Origin of the sequence: Paenibacillus methanolicus, from assembly GCF_008124765.1 — a bacterium.
Lineage (GTDB): Bacteria > Bacillota > Bacilli > Paenibacillales > Paenibacillaceae > Paenibacillus_Z > Paenibacillus_Z methanolicus.
This window is the reverse complement of sequence record NZ_VNHS01000009.1, coordinates 1-18802: the sequence shown is the minus strand read 5'-3', so window position 1 is coordinate 18802 and position 18802 is coordinate 1. Positions and strand designations below refer to the sequence as shown.

Sequence of the window (18802 nt, the reverse complement as noted above, 5' to 3'; positions counted from 1 at the left end):
GCGACATGTCCAACAAACGCATTGCGAACGTCGTGCTCGCCGCCGTCTTTCTCGTCTTTCTTGCAGCCGCTTGGCTGCGCTATGCCTATCCGGACGCGTGGTGGTCCAGCCTGCTCTTCTATATGGCCGAAGCCGGTCTGGTCGGCGGGCTTGCCGATTGGTACGCGGTGACCGCGCTGTTCCGTCATCCGCTCGGGATGAAAGGCAAACACACCGCGATCGTTCCCCGTAACCGCGATAAACTGATCGACGGCGTCGTCCGCATGGTCGAGACGCAGCTGCTGCCGCCGGATACGCTCAAGCTCAAGCTGGCGCAGGCGCCGCTCGCGGAGATCGCGATCGGCTGGATCGATCGGCGATTCCCGGGCGGCGAACTCGCACGCGCCGGCTGGCGTCTGCTTGGCGGCCTGCTGAGCCGCATGGACTTCGGGCGCATGAGCGCCGACTGGGACGAGCGACTGAAGGAGCTTCTACGTCGAACCGATATCACGCCGTACGCCGGCAGGTCGCTTCGTTGGCTCCTCGAGAACGAAGACGTTCACCTGCTGCTCGACCGTCTCGTGGCCGAGGCGGAGAAAGCCGCCGCGTCGCCGGAAACCAAGGACGCCATCCTCCGCATTTTGGAGGAGGAGAAAGATAAGCAGCTGAATGAAGGCGGCGGCTTCATGCAATTTCTGAAGAAGGCCGCGTTTATTTTCGCCGAAGAATCGGACGCGCTTAATTTGAAGGATGCGGCGGGGGCCATCCATACCGATCTGCTGGCCTTCCTCGACGATCTGAAGCGGCACGATCACGAGCTGCGTCTGCTGCTGCTGCGCATGTTCGGCGAAGTGGCCGACCAGCTGGAAGCGGATACCGCATTGTCGGAGACGCTGGAGAATTGGAAGAACGACGTCCTTGCCCGCCTTTCGTTCGCTCCGTCGGTCGAGGGCATCCTGCGCACGTTCCGGCAGCTGCTGGACGAGGAACTGACGGCGCTGCCGCAGAACGAAGGCCAGGCACAGGCCGGCGAGGACGAGGGCGGGAACGTCGCTGCCACGCATGCCCAACAGCCGGCCATGACGGAGTTGCGCGAATGGACCGAGCGTTTCGCGACGGACTATTGGGAAGCCTTCAAGCGAGATGCCGCGAAGAAAGCCTGGGTCGACGGCTTCATCAAATCGCTGCTCGGCAAACTGGTCGACGCGGAGCACCGCGTGATCGGCCAAGTCGCGCGCGAGACGCTGAACGCCTTTACGGAGCAGAGGCTCATCGCCTTCATCGAGGATAAGGTCGGCGAGGATTTGAACCGGATCCGCATTAACGGCTCGCTCGTCGGGGCCGGGCTTGGCGCGCTGATTTATCTGTTCCTGCACGGCGTGTACGACCCGCTGCTGGATGCGTTCGTGCGGTAGACAGCCTGCTGGCAAGGAGATGTTCCTGCTCATTGGACGCACGGTAACTTATGCACGCCGATACCGACTGGCCCGGTCGCAGCTTTACCATCAATAGGCAACCTAAACAAAACGCATGCCTCCCCCGATGGGAAAGCATGCGTTTTGTTTATTATTAAGGCGCCATCTCCAGGAACTTGGAGGTCGGGTTCTTCTCCATCGCCGTGCGCATCGCGTACTCGCTCTCGAACAAGGCGACGTAGTTGTCCTTCTTGTCCTTCACGAGCGTGGAGTTGATGCGGTACTTGGACGGATCGATCTTCTCGTCGACGATCCAGCGCGCGAATTGGTACGGCATCCGCTGCAGCTGAATTTCGACGCCGTATTCGGCTCGCATCCGGTATTCGAACACCTCGAACTGGAGTTGGCCAACGACGCCGAGAATCGTATCGTCGAAGCTCGTCGTGCGGAACACTTGTATCGTGCCTTCCTCGGTCAGCTGGTCGATGCCCTTCTGGTACTGCTTATGCTTGAGCGCGTTCTTGGCCGTCACTTTGGCGAACAGCTCCGGCGAGAACGTCGGCAGCTCGTCGAAGACGATCTCGCCGCCCTGCGACAAGGAATCCCCGATCCGGAAGATGCCCGGATCGAACAGGCCGATAATGTCGCCCGGATACGCCGATTCGACGATATCCCGATCCTGCGCGAGGAACTGCTGCGGCTGGGACAGCTTGATTTCCTTGCCGGCGCGCACGTGACGCACGCTCATCCCGCGGTCGAACCGTCCGGAGACGATGCGCAGGAACGCGATCCGGTCGCGGTGCGCCGGGTTCATGTTCGCTTGAATCTTGAACACATAGCCCGTGAACTTCTCGTTCGTCGGCTCCACCGGACCGCTCACGCTGACGCGCGTCGTTGGCTTCGGCGCAAGCTCCAAGAAGTTCTCCAGGAACGTCTGAACGCCGAAATTGTTGACGGCGCTGCCGAAGAAGATCGGCGTCAGCTCGCCATTGCCGATCTTCTCGAGATCGAACGGATCGCCCGCCACGTCGAGCAGCTCCAGGTCGTTAATGAGCTGGTCGGCCAAGTAGTCGCCCGCCATCTCGCGGATAATCGGGTCGCGGTAGTCGGCGACCTTGCGCACTTCGATCTTCGAATGGTCGTTGCCTTGGAACAGCTCGACCTGGTTTTTCAACCGGTCGTAGACGCCGCACAGCTCGCGCCCCATGCCGATCGGCCAGTTCATCGGCACCGAACGGATGCCGAGCACGCGCTCCAGCTCTTCCATCAGGTCGAACGGGCTTTGACCTTCGCGGTCCAGCTTGTTGATGAACGTGAAGATCGGAATGCCGCGCCGGCTGCACACTTGGAACAGCTTGATCGTCTGCGCCTCGACGCCCTTGGCGACGTCGATCAGCATGACCGCGCTGTCGGCCGCGGTCAACGTGCGGTATGTGTCTTCGCTGAAGTCTTGGTGACCCGGCGTATCCAGAATGTTGATGCGATGGCCGCTATAATCGAACTGCATGACCGAGGACGTAACGGAGATGCCCCGCTGCTTCTCGATTTCCATCCAGTCGCTTGTCGCGTGACGGCTCGCTTTGCGCGCCTTGACCGAACCGGCTTCGCGGATCGCGCCCCCGAACAGGAGCAGCTTCTCGGTCAGTGTCGTTTTACCCGCATCCGGGTGAGAGATAATGGCGAACGTGCGCCGTTTATCGACTTCGCGCTGTAATTCTTCGGTTAACGGTTTGCTCATGGTACATTCCCTTCGTGGACCACATGCCGCCCCTTCGCGAACGGCCGGGAATTGCCCGGTCCCGGGGTGAACGCTTGAGCGGTATGGTTATCGATTAGTGCGTGCAGGCCTTTAACACGCAAAACGCCGCTCCTTTCGCCGGGCGGGTGGCCCGGCGATGGAATCGGCTTCGCGTTTTCTCTATTATACGACATTTCTGCCGCGATTGCTTACTTCGGACTGCCGGAAATCCAAATGACGTTGTCCTCGTCCTGCCCGTTGACCGGCCACCAGAAGAAGCCGTCTTCGCCCAGCAGCTCATCCATGCGGGCAGGGCCCCACGAACCGGCCGCGTAGCCGTGCAATTCGGACGTCTCTTCCTTCCACGCTTGCGCCATCCGGTCGACGAACGCCCATGCCTGCGCGACTTCATCCCAGCGGGTGAAGTAGGTCGATTCGCCGCGCGCCGCGTCGTAGATCAGGCGCTCGTACGCTTCCGGCGTATTGATGCCGATCAAGCAGCTTTGGCAGAATTCCATGACGACCGGCTGGATCGCGTTGTCCGAACCCGGCTTCTTGGCATTGATCTTAATGTAAATGCCTTCCATCGGGTTGACGCGAATGACGAGCAAGTTCGGTGACAAATCATGACGGTTCGCAAACAGCACGTTGTCCGGCACGTTCTTGAACTCGATGACGACCTCGGTCGTCTTCACCGGAAGCCGCTTGCCCGTGCGAATGTAGAACGGCACGCCGGCCCAGCGGAAATTGTCGACGAATACGCGGGCGCCCACGTACGTCTCCGTCTTCGATTCTAACGCGACGGAATCTTCCTGCCGATACGCCGGAAGCTCTTTGCCCTTCAACGCGCCGGCGCCATATTGGCCGCGAACGACATTGCGGGCGACGTCCTCGTCGGACGCGAACGGACGCAGCGAGCGCAGCGCCTTCACCTTCTCGTCCCGGATATCTTCAGGATGCAGGCGGCTCGGCGGCTCCATCGCGATCATCGAGAGCATCTGAAGGAGATGGTTCTGCACCATGTCACGCAGCGCGCCGGATTTATCGTAATAGCCTCCGCGCTCCTCGACGCCGACGGTCTCCGCCAGCGTAATTTGCACGTTCGCGATGTGCTTGTTGTTCCACAGCGGCTCGAAGAACGCGTTGGAGAAACGCAACACCTGAATGTTCTGGACCATCTCTTTGCCGAGATAGTGGTCGATGCGGTAAATTTGCTCCTCGTTGAACACTTGGCTCAGCTGATCGTTCAGCTTCTTCGCCGATTCCAGATCGTAGCCGAACGGTTTCTCGATGACGAGACGGCTCCAGCCCTTCGTCTCGAGCAGTCCGCCGTCGCGCAGGTTGAACGACACCGGTCCGAACAAGTTCGGCGCCAGCGCCAGGTAGAACAGCCGGTTGCCCGGTATGCCGAACTTGGCGTCCAGCTCAAGCGTCAGCTTGCCGAGCTCGCGGAAACCGTCGACGTTGTTGATGTCCAGCGGCATATAGACGAAGTGTTCCGCGAACTTCTCCCACAGCTGCTGGTCGTCCGCCTTGTAGCGGCAGAATTCCACGATGGACTCGTAGACGTCCTGGCGGAATTCTTCGTTCGTGCGCGGCCGGCGGGCAAGACCCACCACCGCGAAATCCTCCGCCAACTTGCCTTCCTTATATAAGCTGAACAGCGCAGGGAACAGCTTGCGCCGGGCCAAATCGCCTGTTGCACCGAATAAGTAGTATACCGCTCCCGCGGCGGCAATCGATTCTTGCTTGCTCACGTCGGTCATATGCCTCATTCTTTCCTATGTATTTTTTCTACTCCACTATCCATTTTGTCTCGATCATGTATTGTAGTTTAGCATATTGCCGGGCCCAATTGCTATTCATTGGCACATAAAAAATACTGATCGCTTACCTAATCTTTGCTAATTTTGCGACGCGTAATCCCCGGTAATCAACGGTACGCCGACGACCAATTCAGGCTTCGCCCCCCGGTTGTGCGCGATCTGAAGGTTAACCCGCTTGCCGCCGCTCTCCACCCCGCTTTCCAACTTCGAGGTGTAATAGGCGATGCTCGCCGTATGCCCGTCATCGTACGATTCTTTGCGCGCCGCCTCCGCCCGAAGCGCGATCGCGCCGGCCGCGTCTTCCGCCAGAGCGCTCTTCTTGCCGCGACCGACGAAACCGCCCCGGTAAGCGAGCCCGTCCTTCCCCAGCATCGTCTCCAGCTCTACTACAGCATTGCCAATTGACGCAAGCTCCACCCCTGCGCCGAATTCGATCATTAGTACCACATCCGCGTAGACAGCGCTGCCTGAATCCGTTTCGCCTCCGTCCACGCTCCCGGCATCCTCGCTTCCCGTCTCCAGGTCAGCCGTATCAGGCAGGCGGTACCACAACGTCGTCTTGCCCGGATTCGGACCGATGGTAGTCGAGACGCCGGAATAGGTATGCTCGTCCTCCGCGAATGCCGTTTCGATCCCAAGCGCCTCCGCGATCCACCTCGCTTGGACTTGCGTCCATCGTCCGTCGAAACGGAACGACCAAGCCGCCGAAGCAGCCCCATCCTGAAACGACGCGTCGCTCCAGGTCCATACCTCGCGAAAATCGCGCATGATGCTCGCTTGATCGCCGTTTTTCGCACCGCCCTCTGCACGTTTGCTCCATAACGCCCAGCCCACTGCCGATACGAGGACTACCAGCGCCAACACGACGCCGGTTGCCGTGCGCAATCCCCGCTTTTGCTCCGCCGTCTGCATCAGGTCATCGCGCCTCCTTGTTCAACCATTCGTGTCTCCCCTTACAGCTGATCTCTAAATGCTCGCAATCCGCCGCGCCAAGCGGTTTTCCGTTCGCCCGCCCGGTGTCCTTCTGTTCGACGAAACGACGATCTGGGTAAATAACCATACGCATCCGCCCCTAGGTGAATATACTGCTTGCAGGAAACCCAGGAGGTGCGTAGAGACGATGGAACCTATCTTCCCGCTCCATGAGGAGCGTATCAATATGTTCTGCGGCATGCCCGTATGCATCATCACTAAGGAAGGCACGCGCCATATCGGAATATTGTCGCATTGCCGCGGCGGACGAATCACGCTGAACGGCGACCAAGCCGGCCCTGCCATCAGCTCGGAGACGCCGGTCGGCGACGAGAAGAAAGCGAAAGACAAACACGCGAAAAAAGGCAAAAAAGCCGAAACGAAAAAAGCGGCCGCCGTACCGGCAAAGGCGGAGATACAAGCCTATCCGTTCGATCCGTTCTACCCGTATCCGGGACCAGGTCCTTATCCCGTTCCATATCGGCCGTATAACCCGTTCGGCGAAACCTTCGCCATCGACCTCTCGTTAATTGCGTTCCTGTTCCTGCTTCTGTAAAAGCACTATAATGCGTTCCGAAACGTATCGTGAAATGCAGTTATCGGGGCGGAAGACCTGCCAATTTGCAGGTCTTCTGTCATTATCCTTCCCTTTTATCACCAATCAATGTTACAATCTGTATACATAGACACGCGAAAAAATTAAGGGAAACGATATATTCAAGGAGGTCTTTTCATGCGTATTCCATCCATTCATCCACCGATCGTAGACCGTATCGATGCGATCTTGCCGGTGCGCCCCATCGCGCGCCAAGACTTGGCGGCGAATCCCGATCGACAACCCTATGGCGGGGGACTGCCGCTCGAGATGCTTCATGCAGCCAAGGACGCGATCGAACAGACGAACCGTTGGCTCAAACAAAGCCTGCGCGCGCGCCAAGCCGCCCAGGCGGTTGCCGAGCTCCGCGTAACTTCCTTACGCGCCGAATCCGACGTTCAATCCCAATGGGTTCGGAGCATCCAATCGCTCGTCCAGGAGGCCAACGCGCTTCAGGCCGTCTTCAAGGCCGCGGATGGCTCGCTCCATCCCATGCTTCAAGAAGCGATCGACGCGACTTTCGCTCGGGGCGCTTCCTGGCGGACGGGCTTAACCCGCCGGACAGCCGCCGGAGAGTGGGCATTGGATGAGGAGCAGCTTCAGGCCGCCTTTGATTCGCATCCGTTCGCGGCGATCCGCGCATGGTCCGGCGGCGAAGGCATCGCACGTCAGCTGATCGACGCGATCGACGAGATTCGCAACCTGCCTTTCTCCGATCTATTGCAATCGAGCACGCTCTCGTTCCATCTTCGCCAGTACTATTACAACGATACGCCCTATCAGAACTCCCCGGTTCCTTGGAACGGCTTCTGGCTGAACCGCTACGTATAATCGCGCAGCACGACCACTTCCACGAGCGATCCCGCCGACGTTCCGGAAGGACCGGCCGGTATCCGGATGAAGCCATCCGACGCCGGGAGCGAGGCCATCATGCTCGACTTGTTGAACGCCAGCGGATCGGCGAACTGAACGCCGTTCTTAACGAACAAGCGGGTGCGGACGAACCGTTCGTGCGGACTCCCCTTCTCAAAATCCGCCGTCAGCGTCGCCGTTGTTACTTGAGGCAGCGCCCGATCCGCGCTTACGCCTTGAAGCCGCTTGATGACCGGTCGCGCGAACAGCTCGAAGCCTACATAACACGCGCCCGGATTGCCCGACAACGCAATGAGCGGCTTGCCAAGGACAGTCGCGGCGGACGTCGGACTGCCCGGACGCATCGCGACTTTGTTGAACAACAGTGCACCGCCGGATCGATCGCTCCGCCCGGACTCTGGCGATTCCGCTGCCCTTTGCCCGACCGCCTCTTCGCTTACGACGTGATCCTCTCGTTCTTCTCCTAGGGCTTCGTCACCCGTAAGGCTTCTTGGCGGCGATTTCGCGTCCCCTTCATCGCCCAACGCTCGACTTTGCCCGCCGATGAGCGAATTTCCCCAATCCTCTTGACCGTCATTACCAAGCTCTCGCATGAATGCCGCCATCACGTCATAATCGCCTACGGATACCCCGCCCGTCGTAAGCAGCAGGTCATATTCGCACGCCGCCTGAAGCAAGGCCTCTCTCACGGCCGTTATATCGTCCGTGATCCGCCCGAGCGAATAGGATTCGCCGCCCGCTTCCTGCACCAGCGCCGCAATCATGACGCTATTGCTGTCGCGAATCAGCCCTGGCGCAAGCTCGGCGCCGATCGGCAGCAGCTCGGTTCCCGTCGACAAGATACCGACGCGCGGACGCGCGAAGACTGGCACCGTCTCATAGCCGAAAGTCGCCAGCAGCGCGAGATGGCCGGGTCTGAGCAGCTCGCCGCTAGCGGCGATTGCGTCTCCTTCGCGGAATTCCTGGCCGGCCTTGGCCACGTTCTGCCCGGCGACCGCAGGCTGCTTGATGCCTACCAGAATCTCGCCATCACGTTCCAGCTCTAACGTTTGCTCCAGCATGACGACCGCATCGGCGCCTTCCGGCACCATGGCGCCGGTCATGATTCGCACGGCCGTTCCCGCTAGCACGCGGCGCTTCGCTTGTCCGCCGGCGGCCACCTGATCGACGACGGACAGCTCGACGGGTTGGTTAGGACTGGCGCTGCCCGTATCCGCGCCTATCACCGCATAGCCGTCCAATCCGGATCGCGCGAAAGGCGGCCAATCGCTCGTCGCGGTTAACGAAGCGGCCACTCTCCTCCCGGCAGCTTGTCCGATCGGGACGTGTTCGACGCGGCCATTCTCGCTAGCATGTAGTATGCGGCGCTGCGCTTCTTCGACTTTGATGGCCCTTCGGTTGAAGCGCGACGCTCCTTGAAGCTGTTCCACGTTGGTTTCTCCCCCTGCGCCATGCGGCTGCTCCTGCTGCTTTCTCTATGTCCTGACGCTCTTCTGTATGTATCTCCATTGTAGCAGAAGAGCACCGACCGCTCCACAGCCCCCGTCAAATCCGCTCCTCTCCCGGCCTGTGTTATACTAATCCTATAACACTAGCAAGGAGGCCGGGTTCCATGACGCCATCCCAGTCGCATTCCCCGCCCGTTCTTCAGATCATCGGCTACAAAAACAGCGGCAAAACCACGCTCGTCGCGGCGCTCGTCCGCCTGCTGAAAGCCGAGGGCTATCGAGTAGGCACGGTCAAGCATGACGCGCACGACTTTACAATGGATTACCCCGGCACGGATACGTGGCAGCATCAGGAGGCGGGAGCCGACGTCACGGCCATCAGCTCCTCCCGCCGCGCCGCGGTGCTAACGAACAGACCGGCGGCGCTAAACACGCTAATGGCGCACATGGCTGAGACGGATGTCGTGCTCGTTGAAGGCTTTAAGCAAGAGCGGTATCCGAAACTCGTCCTCATTCGAAAAGCAGACGACCTCCCTTTGCTCGATCTATTGGCGAACATTCACGTCGTCGTCATATGGCCGGAGATGGAAGCATGGGCATCCGGCGCTAGCTACGATATTCCCATAATTCGACTCGAGGAAACGGCCTCCATCTATGCCGCTATCCTTCGCGCGACCCGACTAGAGAGGAGTTGATTGCCGTGGAATGCCGATTAGGATGCGCAGCCTGCTGCACCGTCGTTTCCATATCGTCCGCCATCCCCGGCATGCCGGATGGCAAGCCAGCAGGCGTTCGCTGCTTGCAATTGACCGACCAGAACCTGTGCCGCTTGTTCGGCAAGCCAGATCGACCCGAGGTGTGCGGGAGTCTCACGCCTAATCTCGAGATGTGCGGCACGACGAACGAGCACGCATACGCCTATCTGAAGCAACTGGAGGACGCCACACGCCCGTAAGAGATTTGACTGAACACGTCCCTATGTTCCGTAACTAATCATCCCGCCTATATCGACACTCCCGCCTATCCGTTGCTCGCGAACAAACGTGGCGACGGACCACGCCAACCGTAGTATTCCAATACGGCCATCCTCTTGTCCGACGACAGTTCTTTCTGTTGATTTATCCGGTATGATCTTCCCCCATTACTCGATACCCCTTCGATTTCAACGCCAGCCGCAATCATGACAACTTTGATTTATTTCAGCGGCACGCCTGCTCGGACAACCCCGCCCTGTTCAATTTTATATACACACCATCAACTACTACCGCCTTCTCGTTCCCATCATTATGATTTCATCCTCATCCGCTGCAACACAACTTATACGATCCATCGTGTATCCTCGCGCCAGGCTGCCTTGCCTTTAGACTCACCGCAAACTCCCTACAAACTCGTTGCCGACTGCTTCCAACCTCCGCATTCCCTCATCATTCGCTTTCAGCTCCGACAGAGGCCATCGCAACGTATTCGTTTCCCTATCTACGCTGCTCTATTGGTTCCCGTCGTTTCTCCTCTCGCCATCATCCGCGTAACGCAAAAAGGCCGCGCGCCGCGACCTCCCCAAATTTCTCTATGGAGCCGAATGCTGCATCCGCGTTCCGTGGAAGCAAGCCAATCAGCATGTTGTCAGCGTGAACCTTAGCGTAAACTTTCCATCTCCCCATGTCGCCGGGGAATACTACTCGGCCAAACCGTGCTTATGCGCATAGATCGCCGCTTGCGTCCGGTCGTCCACGTGTAATTTCGTGAAAATATTCGTAACGTGGAATTTCACCGTCTTGATGCCGATGAACAAATCCTCCGCGATCTCCTGATTGGACATGCCGCGCGCAAGCCGCAGCAGCACTTCCATTTCGCGTTCAGTCAGCTGCTCGTGCAGCGCCGCTTTGGCCTCCACCTTCGGCTGGCGGAACCGGTTCATCATTTTCGCCGCCACCTGCTGCTCCAGTACGGATTGTCCCCTGGCCGCGGCGCGGATCGCATCGGCGATTTCGGTCGCCCGCGACGTTTTTAGCAAGTAGCTGAACGCCCCGGCCTCGATGACCGGATACATTTTGCTATCATCCAAAAAACTCGTCAGCACAATAACGCGGCAATCCGGATAGAGCTCCATGATTTTGCGGGTCGTCTCGACGCCGTCCATGCCTTCCATGACCAAATCCATCAGCACCACGTCAGGCTCATAAGCAGTCGCCAATCGGATGCCTTCCATGCCATTGCTCGCTTCCCCGACGACTTCGATACCATCCTCCGTATTGAGCACGGCCGCCAGGCCGATGCGCACCATCTCGTGATCGTCCACCAGCAGCACTTTAATCGGTTGTTCCAACGCTTCCATTTGCTCCAAAGCCTCCATTCCAGCTGCTCCTCCTTCTATGCCGCGAGCGGCACCCGAATATCGATCGTCACGCCTGCCCCCGGCTCCGTCACGATTCTAAGCGATCCCCCAAGCACATTGACGCGTTCCTCCATCGTCAACAGCCCGTATGACGCCTGCTTTTTGGATTCCAGATCAAAGCCGACGCCGTTATCTCGCAGCATCAGCTGAGCGACGCCGTCAATCCGTTGAAGCCGAATCTCCATCTGATCCGCCTTCGAATGCCGAAGCGTGTTAGACAATGCTTCCTGCGCGATGCGGAACAAGTGATCCTCCGCATCCGAGTCCAAGCAGATCGAATCGTCGACATCCAGCGTAATCGCCATCGGAACCTTCTGTTTGAGTTCATCGACTAAGCTGTGAAGCGCCTGCGCGAAATTCTTGCCGTCCAAATGAACCGGGCGAAGATGCAGCAGCAGCGCGCGCATTTCGGATTGCGCCACGGCCGCCATTTCTTCGATTAGCTGAACTTGGCGTTTGGCGCGTTCCCAATCCTTCTCCAGCGTCCGGCTGACCGCCGTAGCCGTCATCGAGATCGCGAACAACTGTTGGCTCACCGCATCATGCAGCTCTCTCGCCAGCCGCTGACGTTCTTCGATGACCGCGGAGAAACGAACTTGCTCCGTATAGAGGTCATCCGCTTCCTGTTCGCCTACGTCCTCGGAGCCATCGGTCGCAACCGGAGGAAGCGTCACGTTTGGCTTCGGTTTGCCGCGAAGCTGCATTTCGGTCAAGCGCTGAATCGCGGTCTTCAGTTTAATCCCCTGCAAATAACTGTACGCCGCGGCGAGCGCCAATGCAACCGCGATAAATCCGAGTCCGATCGCGGCGGCTTTGCTCTGGAACTGGAACAGCTTGATATAACCCGTGCCCTGCAAGACCAGCACAAGCAGTCCTAAGATGACGAGGAGCCAAATGATCGTTTCCGCGATATTGCCGCCTCTTCGCCGTTCCCCCGAAGGCCCTCCCCGATGCTGCGCGCGATCCTTGCTAAGATTCGGATCCGACTGATCTGCCATTCGACTAATTGCCCTCCCATTTTATGTAGGTAAGCGGCCTACAGCCGAAGACAGACGCCCCGGTGTGGGACGTCTGTCACGGTCGACCATAGACGATCGCTCTATGCTATTCCTATAAGCGTATAGCCTAATTCTCGCAGACTAGCTTGAGTAGCGCAATCCCCTAACCAGACTTACCGGCCGGCAGAAAAACCGCGATTTACCTAGCGATGTCTAAACCTACGACTATTCTTCCTCGGCAGCAGGCTTTTGCAGCTTCGATTTAAGCGCCTGCAACTGCTCTTCCACTTGAAGCTGCTTCGAGACGTCCACCGTGCTGTGCAGCGAAGAGCTTCCGCCCGTGGAGCCGTATGGCACGCGAACAACATCGGCTTCCGCTTCCAGTTGAATAATCTTCTCTTCCATGCGGCTGAATCCGCGCGAAGCGCTGCCGCTTTCCAAGGAATGAACCGCGGTCACTTGAGCCATTTGCTTTTTCGCTTTCGCCATTTGGGCTCGGGCCGCAAGCTCGTTGCGCTTGTTGCGGAGCTGGTAGAACTCGTCTTTCATCGTGTGCAGCTGGTGCATCAGATCGTCGGCTTGGCCTTTGGCTTGACCGTGCAGCTCAAGGTATTCCGATGTTTTTTGGTCGAAATAAATCTTCTCTTCCAGCAATTTGCGCGCCAGTTCTTCTTGGCCGGAACGGATCGCCGTCTCTGCTTTCGCTTGGCGGTCAGCCGCATTGCGGGCAACTTCGTCCAGGCGCTGCTTCATGCGGCGCTCGTTCGCCATTTGTTTCGCGACCGTTACCTCAGCCGTATGGATCTCGGCCTCCATGTCGCGTAAGTACTGATTTAACATTACCACAGGGTCTTCCATTTTATCCAGCAGTTCGTGCACCGATGCCTTCGTCATGTCCTTCATCCGTTTGAAAATGTTCATTGTATTATTCTCCCTTCTCGTACTTGGCTAGTTTAGCGCGCAGTTCTTCGATTTCTCTGCGCAATACTTTTTTCTCCAGATCGTCCATCACGCCATCAAGATGCGCTGCAGGCTGAGCCTGCGGCGGGTTTTGCCAACCGCCGTTGAACGCGCCAGAATCCGGCTGCGGCGGCGTTGTTCCGGCATAAGGTCCGCCATAGTTGTGCGGCTGACGCGGCGGCGTTGCGCCATAACCGCCTTGGTAACCGTTATATGGACCATGGCCATACCGCGGATCGAAATTAGGGTAGCTAGGCGGCTCGCTCGGAACGACCAAACCGGCCAGAATGTACACGATGATAACGGCTCCGCCCGAAAATACGGTGAGTACGATCAGAAGAATCCGCAGTAATGTCGCATCCACATTCAACGCTTCGGCAATGCCTCCGCATAGACCGAAGAGCTTCTTGTCCCGGCGCGACCGATACAGTTTCTTCATTGCGACTTCCATCCTTCCTGCTGTAATTTGCGCTTCAACTGTTCCATTTCGCGTTCGATCGCGGATTGAAGGACAGCTCCAGCCTCGCTCAGAAACTCTTGACCGGACCGGCGAAGATCACGCAAGCTTCTCGCTTCAAGTTCCATATCCGAAATGCGATCGTCCAAGCGACGGAACATCCCGGATGGCTGTTGACCAAGTCCCTGGTTATGGATGCCTTGGCCTGCATACCTGGCGTTCATCCGCTGCTGCAACCGAAGCGATTCCATCCGTGCCGAGTAATACTCGCGCTTGTCATAGACCGTCTGGTATTCGCTGCGCAGTTCGCGAAGCTGCTCTTCCAGCTCGACGAGACTCGTATTGGACTGCTCATACAAATCGCGGTACTGCGCCGCCCGTTCTTCGCTAGCCGCTTTATCGTGAAGCGCGACGCGAGCCATATGTTCTTCGCCCGCTTTGAGGGCCGTCAGCGCTTGCTGCTCGCGCTTCTCCTTTTGTTGCTCCGCCTGCAGCCATTGCATTTTCAAGTGGTTGCTGTGGCCGCTGTATTGTTGATACAAGCGCTCCGCGCTAATGATCTCCTCGCGAGTCGACCAAAGGAACTGATCGATCAGCTTAACCGGATCTTCCGCTTTCTCCAGCCGCTCGTTCAACGTGGCGGCCGTAATATCGCGGACTCGACGAATGATGCTCATATTTGCCCCTCCTATAATGATTTCGTGTTCGATTAAAATTCTCTTCTGCGTCTGAACATCGATACGCCCCATACGATGATGCCGACCGCGATCAGCAAGCTTACGATCCCCATCAGTTTAGGGAGCAGCATCAATGCGCCCACCGCCACCAAAATCGAACCGATTACTTTGCTGTTGTTCTTGAGTCCGACTGCGCCGAGTCCGATCAGAATGAAAGGCATCAGGAACCCGATTAATCCGGACAATCCGTGTCCGAAAAAGTTCCAAACCATCAATCCACCGACCACAACAAGAATGACGCCCAGTGCCGTTTTACCGTTCATATTGTTGTCACCGCCTCTCCGCTTGCTCATATTGTTCATTACGTTCTTGACCACTGCTTTGTTTCATTGCCTTGCTTATGTTTATAGTTTAGGTGTTTGGCGATGTTTTCAAAACGGACCCCAGGCGGTTTTTGCACCTAGACCTCGGTCCAGTCCTTGATGGACCGAAGGTGGAGCAAGCTTGAGGTTAGGTAGATCGAGATAAAACGGATTCAGTCACTACCCGTTTGGTTTTCCCATACCAAAGTCATTTTCTTTAATTTATTCGCTGATTTATGCAGGAAAATGCGCCATAATTGTCGAATATTCCCGGATACAGTTTAGGAGAGGTGTAATACGCTTGGAACCGGCTAATTCCGCTACCCAACTACATATCGCAGCCCATGACGGGAAATACGTTATCGCTTATAAATGTGGCCTACCGGTCGGTGACGGCTTCATCGAAGAACTCACGGGCATTTTCGTAAAATTAAACGGAGAATGGTACGGACGGGACTCGTATAATTTCTTCGTTATCGATGACGCAGAGGAGCGTATCCTATTTAAACATACGCGGTATACGGATAAAATTACATAATGTACTTACCTCCCACACACCCATGCACAACACCATTTGCGGAGAGGTGACCCGCCCTTGCTTATGAGGTGCGAGTGATTTCGTAAGCTAGCATTACAAATTAAGGGTAGAATGGTGCTTTAGATGATAACAGGGTGGTATCGCATATATTTAGGCGAGCATTATACAAAAAATTTACAATTTACTTATTCAAAGGTACGGCAAAAAGCACCCGTTCCATTACGGATGCTTTTCACTTGAGTTATGGCTTGGCTGAATTCACGTTAGGGATGGGATGGTTGTACCATTTACGAAATAAAAATGATCACTGCGGAAATGTCTTTCGCAAACATTCGAAACCCATGTCGGTGCATTTCATTTCTTGATCGTTGCATTGAATGGTATGAACTTTTGTTTACTTTTTACAGAATCATTGGTTGCAAACATAATCCCCTTCTCTTCCAACAACTTCACGTATGGCCGGCCGATTGGCGTATACGTAGCACCCTTTCTCGCTGGCGGGTCTTCGTAGTATGCATTATGTGTCTCCGGATTGTAGTATACGATTTTATCGGTCTGCGCCAAATAACCGCGTTCAACCTTGCAGAAACCCTTCATCTGCGCAAACCGTTCCATTTCCTCAAGTCGCGTAATCTGCGAATAGACTTGTCCGTCAAGCGACTGGTAATGGAGCGTGCCGTCCTCGATATAGATATGCGCAATTTCTTTCAGCGCAATCGCCACGATTTCAAACTCTTTCCTTCCCATTCTCTTTACGACGTGTAACACGTTTAGACCACTTCCTTTTTCGCTAATTCATCCGGAATGCGCGGCTGGTTGATCCAAAGATACGAGCCCGTGAGCGAGAATAGAGACGTTACGCCGATCGCAACTGCAGCCACAACTTTGTATAAACGTTGTTTCATGTACGTTCACCTCCGAAAATACACAGAAGCGCGGCCTGTACAATGTATGTAATCGCCAGGACATCCGATACGATTACGAAGTTGAGCGCAACAACCGCGCAAGCTAGGGTTTTCATCAGCGGATAGTACCGTTTTGATATCCTCGCGTAATAGTCATAATTAGCCGGCGCCCAGACGAGCATAGCCGTTAATGATCCCGCCGTAATTATGTAATTCAACAAATCACTAACGATCACAAAAGGGATCACACTCACAATAAATGTCGAAATGATTACGCATGCCCAGGATGCTTTTAAGTGGTATCCGCCGCTAATAAATCGTATAGTAGCAAAAGCCGCAAGAACGAATACTGTTTCCGCAAAATGGCTCGTACATAAACCGATTCCGAGCGATAGGAGAATAACTCCGGCCGTATTCGCGATTATCTCGAGGAAATAGCGCAAGACGTCCGCCGAGGGGGGGTTATCAACTTTGGCGGCGACCATTCGGGAATGTAAGGCAATTCCGGCTCTATCGAACATCTTCCTCATCCTTCCGGAACGAATAGTACAGGAAAAGCGGAAGTGTAAGAACAAAAATGCCTAACGCGATAAAAAAGTAATCCTGTACATCATTTCGGAACATATAGGCCGTAATGCACGCAGCGACCATGGCTACGGAGACTGACGAAATGATGATTGCACTCGACCTTGTTACTCGCTCATACGAACGGACATCAATTGGTACGTAGTTGAAACCAAGATTAAATGTTACAACCGTTCTACTGGCGGCCAGAAACAATACTGAAGATGCGATCTGAGCAGCCGCTCCGGTTAATCGATCACTTTGAACGGTCTCGAGTGTCAGCCCCATACCGAACCATAGAACCAGCAGTAGAATTCCCTGTACGGCAAAGCCAAAAATCGCCGACGCAAAATTCATCACCACCGACCAACGGATTGGTGTACGAAATATTATGCACAAGACAACGATGGAAAGAGCGATTTGCAAAAACGATGACATAGAGCCGATATCCGGATCAATTCGCGTAAAATACGATACCTGGCTCATCAATAGCGACACTAGCGCCGCGTGAACAATACGCTTTTTAATTCGAAAGCGAAACAGAGTTAACATAAAAATGAATAACGAGAAATACTCAATCGTCGCCCCAATAACAAATAGGACATAGTCCATGACCCGTTGTCTCCCTTAGCGCAGCTTTGTCTTTATAGCGCGCACCCTTCATTCTCTCTTCATATAAAGTCGCATTATCTACGTTAGCGTCTTTCTCAGCTTTCGCCCTACCACGAAAGCTCACGATAGCTATTTATAAGGCATTGCGCGGTCAACCCTACTTACAAAGGTGCAATTAGGGCTATTGATTGGCGACCAGCGAGATAACTTCGAACGTACTGATTGTTGCCGCCACGTGCCCCAGTTCGGATCTATCACACCAATGCTCGTCTCATCCCCTTCGACCTGCTACGCGAAAGCCCCGCGTGGAGTAGTGAAAAGGTTAGGGTGCAATTAGAAGGATACGTGGCGATTGTGCTGCGCGGTAGTGAGCATTTCGAATGCTATACGCTGCACGTCCTGTCATCTCTTTCATAGCCTATTCCAGTCTTTATCAATAATATCATCCCAGTCTCCCTCACTGATGCCAAGAGCTTCAATAATTTCCCTAACGTACCTCGATTGGTATTGGTAGGTGGTCAGTCCGAGAGAATCCATATGGCTCATATCAATAAGCCCCAATTGATCCTCAAGTTCTACCATTGCTGCATCTAGCACCTTGGATATCAAGTCCTGTTTTGTCGTCTCAATCTTTCCTGCAAGAATTTCAAGCCGTTTATTTTGTAATGCTGTCAGTGTAACAGAAAATCTGACGTTCTTTTTTAGGATAGCACGAGGTGTTTCTTCCTTTTTTATTAAATCGCGGATTACACTACTTACAGTCTCTTTATTTGGCATCTTAACCAACTCCATGCACCAAGTATAGATTCACCTTCATAGTAACATATCTGGTGCGGATGTAAATGCCATACGCTTAAAATCCCCAACTAAATTGTCTGTAACTGTCCCTCTTCAGCTTCGTTCATGACGGTAATAGTTGATCTTTGCTACGGAACAATTATAAGTCATTAGCAGCTTCCGTGCTAAAGTGAGAATAAACTGAGACGAATTTTTGAATACAGAAAAAGACGCTGTGGAAGTGCTCCATCAGCGTCTTTTCAAGTACTACTTTTTATGCCGGTGAGAGGACTCGAACCTCCACGGTTTCCCTCACGATTTTGAGTCGCGCGCGTCTGCCATTCCGCCACACCGGCATATACAATTGGCGTGCCCTAAGAGATTCGAACTCCTGACCTTTTGATTCGTAGTCAAACGCTCTATCCAGCTGAGCTAAGGGCACATGTGTTAAAAAGGTGGAGGCGCCACCCAGACTCGAACTGGGGGTAAAGCTTTTGCAGAGCTCTGCCTTACCACTTGGCTATGGCGCCGTATAAATGGAGCGGAAGACGGGAATCGAACCCGCGACCCTCGCCTTGGCAAGGCGATGCTCTACCGCTGAGCCACTTCCGCAAACATGGCTGGGGATCAAGGATTCGAACCTTGGCATGACGGAGTCAAAGTCCGTTGCCTTACCGCTTGGCTAATCCCCAATAATCATGGGGCGATCGA

At 55.3% G+C, this 18802-nt stretch carries 20 protein-coding genes and 5 tRNA genes; 5 read left to right on the top strand and 20 right to left on the bottom strand.

All coding sequences use genetic code 11. The features are described from left to right. The first annotated feature begins 5 nt into the window (after nucleotides 1–5). Nucleotides 6–1394, top strand: coding sequence for a DUF445 domain-containing protein (locus BCM02_RS22470; protein ID WP_148931389.1), 1389 nt, complete (start codon nucleotides 6–8; stop codon nucleotides 1392–1394). Nucleotides 1395–1548: 154 nt separating this feature from the next. On the opposite strand, the gene BCM02_RS22465 is transcribed toward BCM02_RS22470, so the two are convergent. The 3 genes from BCM02_RS22465 to BCM02_RS22455 form a co-directional block, all read right to left on the bottom strand. Then, nucleotides 1549–3132, bottom strand: a complete 1584-nt coding sequence (locus BCM02_RS22465; protein ID WP_148931388.1) for a peptide chain release factor 3 — start codon at nucleotides 3130–3132, stop codon at nucleotides 1549–1551. Between the two features lie 209 nt (nucleotides 3133–3341). Further along, complete coding sequence (gene zwf, locus BCM02_RS22460; RefSeq protein ID WP_246183506.1) at nucleotides 3342–4889, bottom strand: glucose-6-phosphate dehydrogenase; 1548 nt, start codon at nucleotides 4887–4889, stop codon at nucleotides 3342–3344. A 147-nt stretch (nucleotides 4890–5036) separates the two neighbouring features. Then, on the bottom strand, nucleotides 5037–5870 hold the full coding sequence (locus tag BCM02_RS22455; protein ID WP_148931386.1) for a YwmB family TATA-box binding protein: 834 nt from the start codon (nucleotides 5868–5870) through the stop codon (nucleotides 5037–5039). 208 nt (nucleotides 5871–6078) lie between these two features. On the opposite strand from BCM02_RS22455, the gene BCM02_RS22450 reads away from it, so the two are divergent. Next, complete coding sequence (locus BCM02_RS22450; RefSeq protein ID WP_148931385.1) at nucleotides 6079–6486, top strand: hypothetical protein; 408 nt, start codon at nucleotides 6079–6081, stop codon at nucleotides 6484–6486. 177 nt (nucleotides 6487–6663) lie between these two features. Next, complete coding sequence (locus BCM02_RS22445; protein WP_148931384.1) at nucleotides 6664–7356, top strand: hypothetical protein; 693 nt, start codon at nucleotides 6664–6666, stop codon at nucleotides 7354–7356. Here the strand turns inward: BCM02_RS22445 and BCM02_RS22440 are convergent. After that, nucleotides 7347–8828 carry a molybdopterin molybdotransferase MoeA gene (locus tag BCM02_RS22440; protein WP_148931383.1) on the bottom strand — a complete coding sequence of 494 codons (1482 nt, stop codon included), beginning with the start codon at nucleotides 8826–8828 and terminating at the stop codon, nucleotides 7347–7349. The genes BCM02_RS22445 and BCM02_RS22440 overlap by 10 nt on opposite strands. A 182-nt stretch (nucleotides 8829–9010) precedes the next feature. Here BCM02_RS22440 and mobB point away from each other — a divergent pair, with 182 nt between their 5' ends. Together mobB and BCM02_RS22430 are read left to right on the top strand one after the other, a co-directional pair. Next, on the top strand, nucleotides 9011–9541 hold the full coding sequence (gene mobB, locus BCM02_RS22435) for a molybdopterin-guanine dinucleotide biosynthesis protein B (protein WP_148931382.1): 531 nt from the start codon (nucleotides 9011–9013) through the stop codon (nucleotides 9539–9541). A 5-nt stretch (nucleotides 9542–9546) separates the two neighbouring features. Next, nucleotides 9547–9801: a YkgJ family cysteine cluster protein gene (locus BCM02_RS22430; protein WP_148931381.1), complete on the top strand. Its 255-nt coding sequence runs from the start codon at nucleotides 9547–9549 to the stop codon at nucleotides 9799–9801. Between the two features lie 720 nt (nucleotides 9802–10521). Here BCM02_RS22430 and BCM02_RS22425 read toward each other — a convergent pair. The 16 genes from BCM02_RS22425 to BCM02_RS22355 all read right to left on the bottom strand — a co-directional run bounded on the left by BCM02_RS22425 (nucleotide 10522) and on the right by BCM02_RS22355 (nucleotide 18783). Further along, the gene (locus BCM02_RS22425) at nucleotides 10522–11199 is read right to left on the bottom strand and encodes a response regulator (protein WP_148931380.1); all 678 of its coding nucleotides are present in this window, start codon (nucleotides 11197–11199) and stop codon (nucleotides 10522–10524) included. Nucleotides 11200–11216: 17 nt separating this feature from the next. After that, nucleotides 11217–12239: a sensor histidine kinase gene (locus BCM02_RS22420; RefSeq protein ID WP_148931379.1), complete on the bottom strand. Its 1023-nt coding sequence runs from the start codon at nucleotides 12237–12239 to the stop codon at nucleotides 11217–11219. A gap of 225 nt (nucleotides 12240–12464) precedes the next feature. Then, the gene (locus BCM02_RS22415; protein WP_148931378.1) at nucleotides 12465–13160 is read right to left on the bottom strand and encodes a PspA/IM30 family protein; all 696 of its coding nucleotides are present in this window, start codon (nucleotides 13158–13160) and stop codon (nucleotides 12465–12467) included. A gap of 4 nt (nucleotides 13161–13164) precedes the next feature. Next, entirely contained in the window at nucleotides 13165–13638 is a 474-nt protein-coding gene (locus BCM02_RS22410; protein WP_148931377.1) for a PspC domain-containing protein, read from the bottom strand. Further along, complete coding sequence (locus tag BCM02_RS22405; RefSeq protein ID WP_148931376.1) at nucleotides 13635–14333, bottom strand: PspA/IM30 family protein; 699 nt, start codon at nucleotides 14331–14333, stop codon at nucleotides 13635–13637. Before BCM02_RS22405 ends, BCM02_RS22410 begins: the two co-directional genes overlap by 4 nt. 32 nt (nucleotides 14334–14365) lie before the next feature. Further along, complete coding sequence (locus tag BCM02_RS22400; RefSeq protein WP_148931375.1) at nucleotides 14366–14656, bottom strand: LiaF transmembrane domain-containing protein; 291 nt, start codon at nucleotides 14654–14656, stop codon at nucleotides 14366–14368. Between the two features lie 931 nt (nucleotides 14657–15587). After that, a complete protein-coding gene (locus tag BCM02_RS22395) occupies nucleotides 15588–15956 on the bottom strand; it encodes a LytTR family transcriptional regulator DNA-binding domain-containing protein (RefSeq protein WP_187434357.1) in 369 nt (122 codons plus the stop codon). A 47-nt stretch (nucleotides 15957–16003) separates the two neighbouring features. Then, nucleotides 16004–16138, bottom strand: a complete 135-nt coding sequence (locus BCM02_RS36365; RefSeq protein ID WP_281288220.1) for a hypothetical protein — start codon at nucleotides 16136–16138, stop codon at nucleotides 16004–16006. After that, nucleotides 16135–16623, bottom strand: coding sequence for an accessory gene regulator B family protein (locus BCM02_RS36655; RefSeq protein ID WP_425466201.1), 489 nt, complete (start codon nucleotides 16621–16623; stop codon nucleotides 16135–16137). The genes BCM02_RS36365 and BCM02_RS36655 overlap by 4 nt, the downstream gene beginning before the upstream one ends. Nucleotides 16624–16648: 25 nt before the next feature. Continuing rightward, nucleotides 16649–17314: a hypothetical protein gene (locus BCM02_RS22385; protein WP_148931372.1), complete on the bottom strand. Its 666-nt coding sequence runs from the start codon at nucleotides 17312–17314 to the stop codon at nucleotides 16649–16651. A 411-nt stretch (nucleotides 17315–17725) separates the two neighbouring features. Then, nucleotides 17726–18091, bottom strand: coding sequence for a hypothetical protein (locus tag BCM02_RS22380; protein WP_148931371.1), 366 nt, complete (start codon nucleotides 18089–18091; stop codon nucleotides 17726–17728). Nucleotides 18092–18368: 277 nt separating this feature from the next. After that, a tRNA-Leu gene (locus BCM02_RS22375) sits at nucleotides 18369–18447 on the bottom strand. Nucleotides 18448–18456: 9 nt separating this feature from the next. Beyond that, nucleotides 18457–18533, bottom strand: a tRNA-Arg gene (locus BCM02_RS22370). Nucleotides 18534–18547: 14 nt separating this feature from the next. Continuing rightward, nucleotides 18548–18621, bottom strand: a tRNA-Cys gene (locus BCM02_RS22365). 7 nt (nucleotides 18622–18628) lie between these two features. Next, nucleotides 18629–18703: transfer RNA gene (locus BCM02_RS22360), tRNA-Gly, on the bottom strand. A gap of 5 nt (nucleotides 18704–18708) precedes the next feature. Next, nucleotides 18709–18783, bottom strand: a tRNA-Gln gene (locus BCM02_RS22355). Nucleotides 18784–18802: the final 19 nt, after the last annotated feature.

Excerpts from the sequence above, each read along its gene's own strand:
- BCM02_RS22405 (WP_148931376.1), bottom strand. The coding sequence starts at position 14,333 with ATGAGCATCATTCGTCGAGTCCGCGATATTACGGCCGCCACGTTGAAC.
- BCM02_RS22410 (WP_148931377.1), bottom strand. The coding sequence starts at position 13,638 with ATGAAGAAACTGTATCGGTCGCGCCGGGACAAGAAGCTCTTCGGTCTA.
- BCM02_RS22420 (WP_148931379.1), bottom strand. The coding sequence starts at position 12,239 with ATGGCAGATCAGTCGGATCCGAATCTTAGCAAGGATCGCGCGCAGCAT.
- BCM02_RS22445 (WP_148931384.1), top strand. The coding sequence starts at position 6,664 with ATGCGTATTCCATCCATTCATCCACCGATCGTAGACCGTATCGATGCG.
- BCM02_RS22415 (WP_148931378.1), bottom strand. The coding sequence starts at position 13,160 with ATGAACATTTTCAAACGGATGAAGGACATGACGAAGGCATCGGTGCAC.
- BCM02_RS22400 (WP_148931375.1), bottom strand. The coding sequence starts at position 14,656 with ATGAACGGTAAAACGGCACTGGGCGTCATTCTTGTTGTGGTCGGTGGA.
- mobB (WP_148931382.1), top strand. The coding sequence starts at position 9,011 with ATGACGCCATCCCAGTCGCATTCCCCGCCCGTTCTTCAGATCATCGGC.
- BCM02_RS22385 (WP_148931372.1), bottom strand. The coding sequence starts at position 17,314 with ATGGACTATGTCCTATTTGTTATTGGGGCGACGATTGAGTATTTCTCG.
- BCM02_RS22470 (WP_148931389.1), top strand. The coding sequence starts at position 6 with ATGTCCAACAAACGCATTGCGAACGTCGTGCTCGCCGCCGTCTTTCTC.
- BCM02_RS22465 (WP_148931388.1), bottom strand. The coding sequence starts at position 3,132 with ATGAGCAAACCGTTAACCGAAGAATTACAGCGCGAAGTCGATAAACGG.
- BCM02_RS36655 (WP_425466201.1), bottom strand. The coding sequence starts at position 16,623 with ATGGTCGCCGCCAAAGTTGATAACCCCCCCTCGGCGGACGTCTTGCGC.
- BCM02_RS22455 (WP_148931386.1), bottom strand. The coding sequence starts at position 5,870 with ATGCAGACGGCGGAGCAAAAGCGGGGATTGCGCACGGCAACCGGCGTC.
- BCM02_RS22380 (WP_148931371.1), bottom strand. The coding sequence starts at position 18,091 with ATGCCAAATAAAGAGACTGTAAGTAGTGTAATCCGCGATTTAATAAAA.
- BCM02_RS22450 (WP_148931385.1), top strand. The coding sequence starts at position 6,079 with ATGGAACCTATCTTCCCGCTCCATGAGGAGCGTATCAATATGTTCTGC.
- BCM02_RS36365 (WP_281288220.1), bottom strand. The coding sequence starts at position 16,138 with ATGAAACAACGTTTATACAAAGTTGTGGCTGCAGTTGCGATCGGCGTA.
- BCM02_RS22425 (WP_148931380.1), bottom strand. The coding sequence starts at position 11,199 with ATGGAGGCTTTGGAGCAAATGGAAGCGTTGGAACAACCGATTAAAGTG.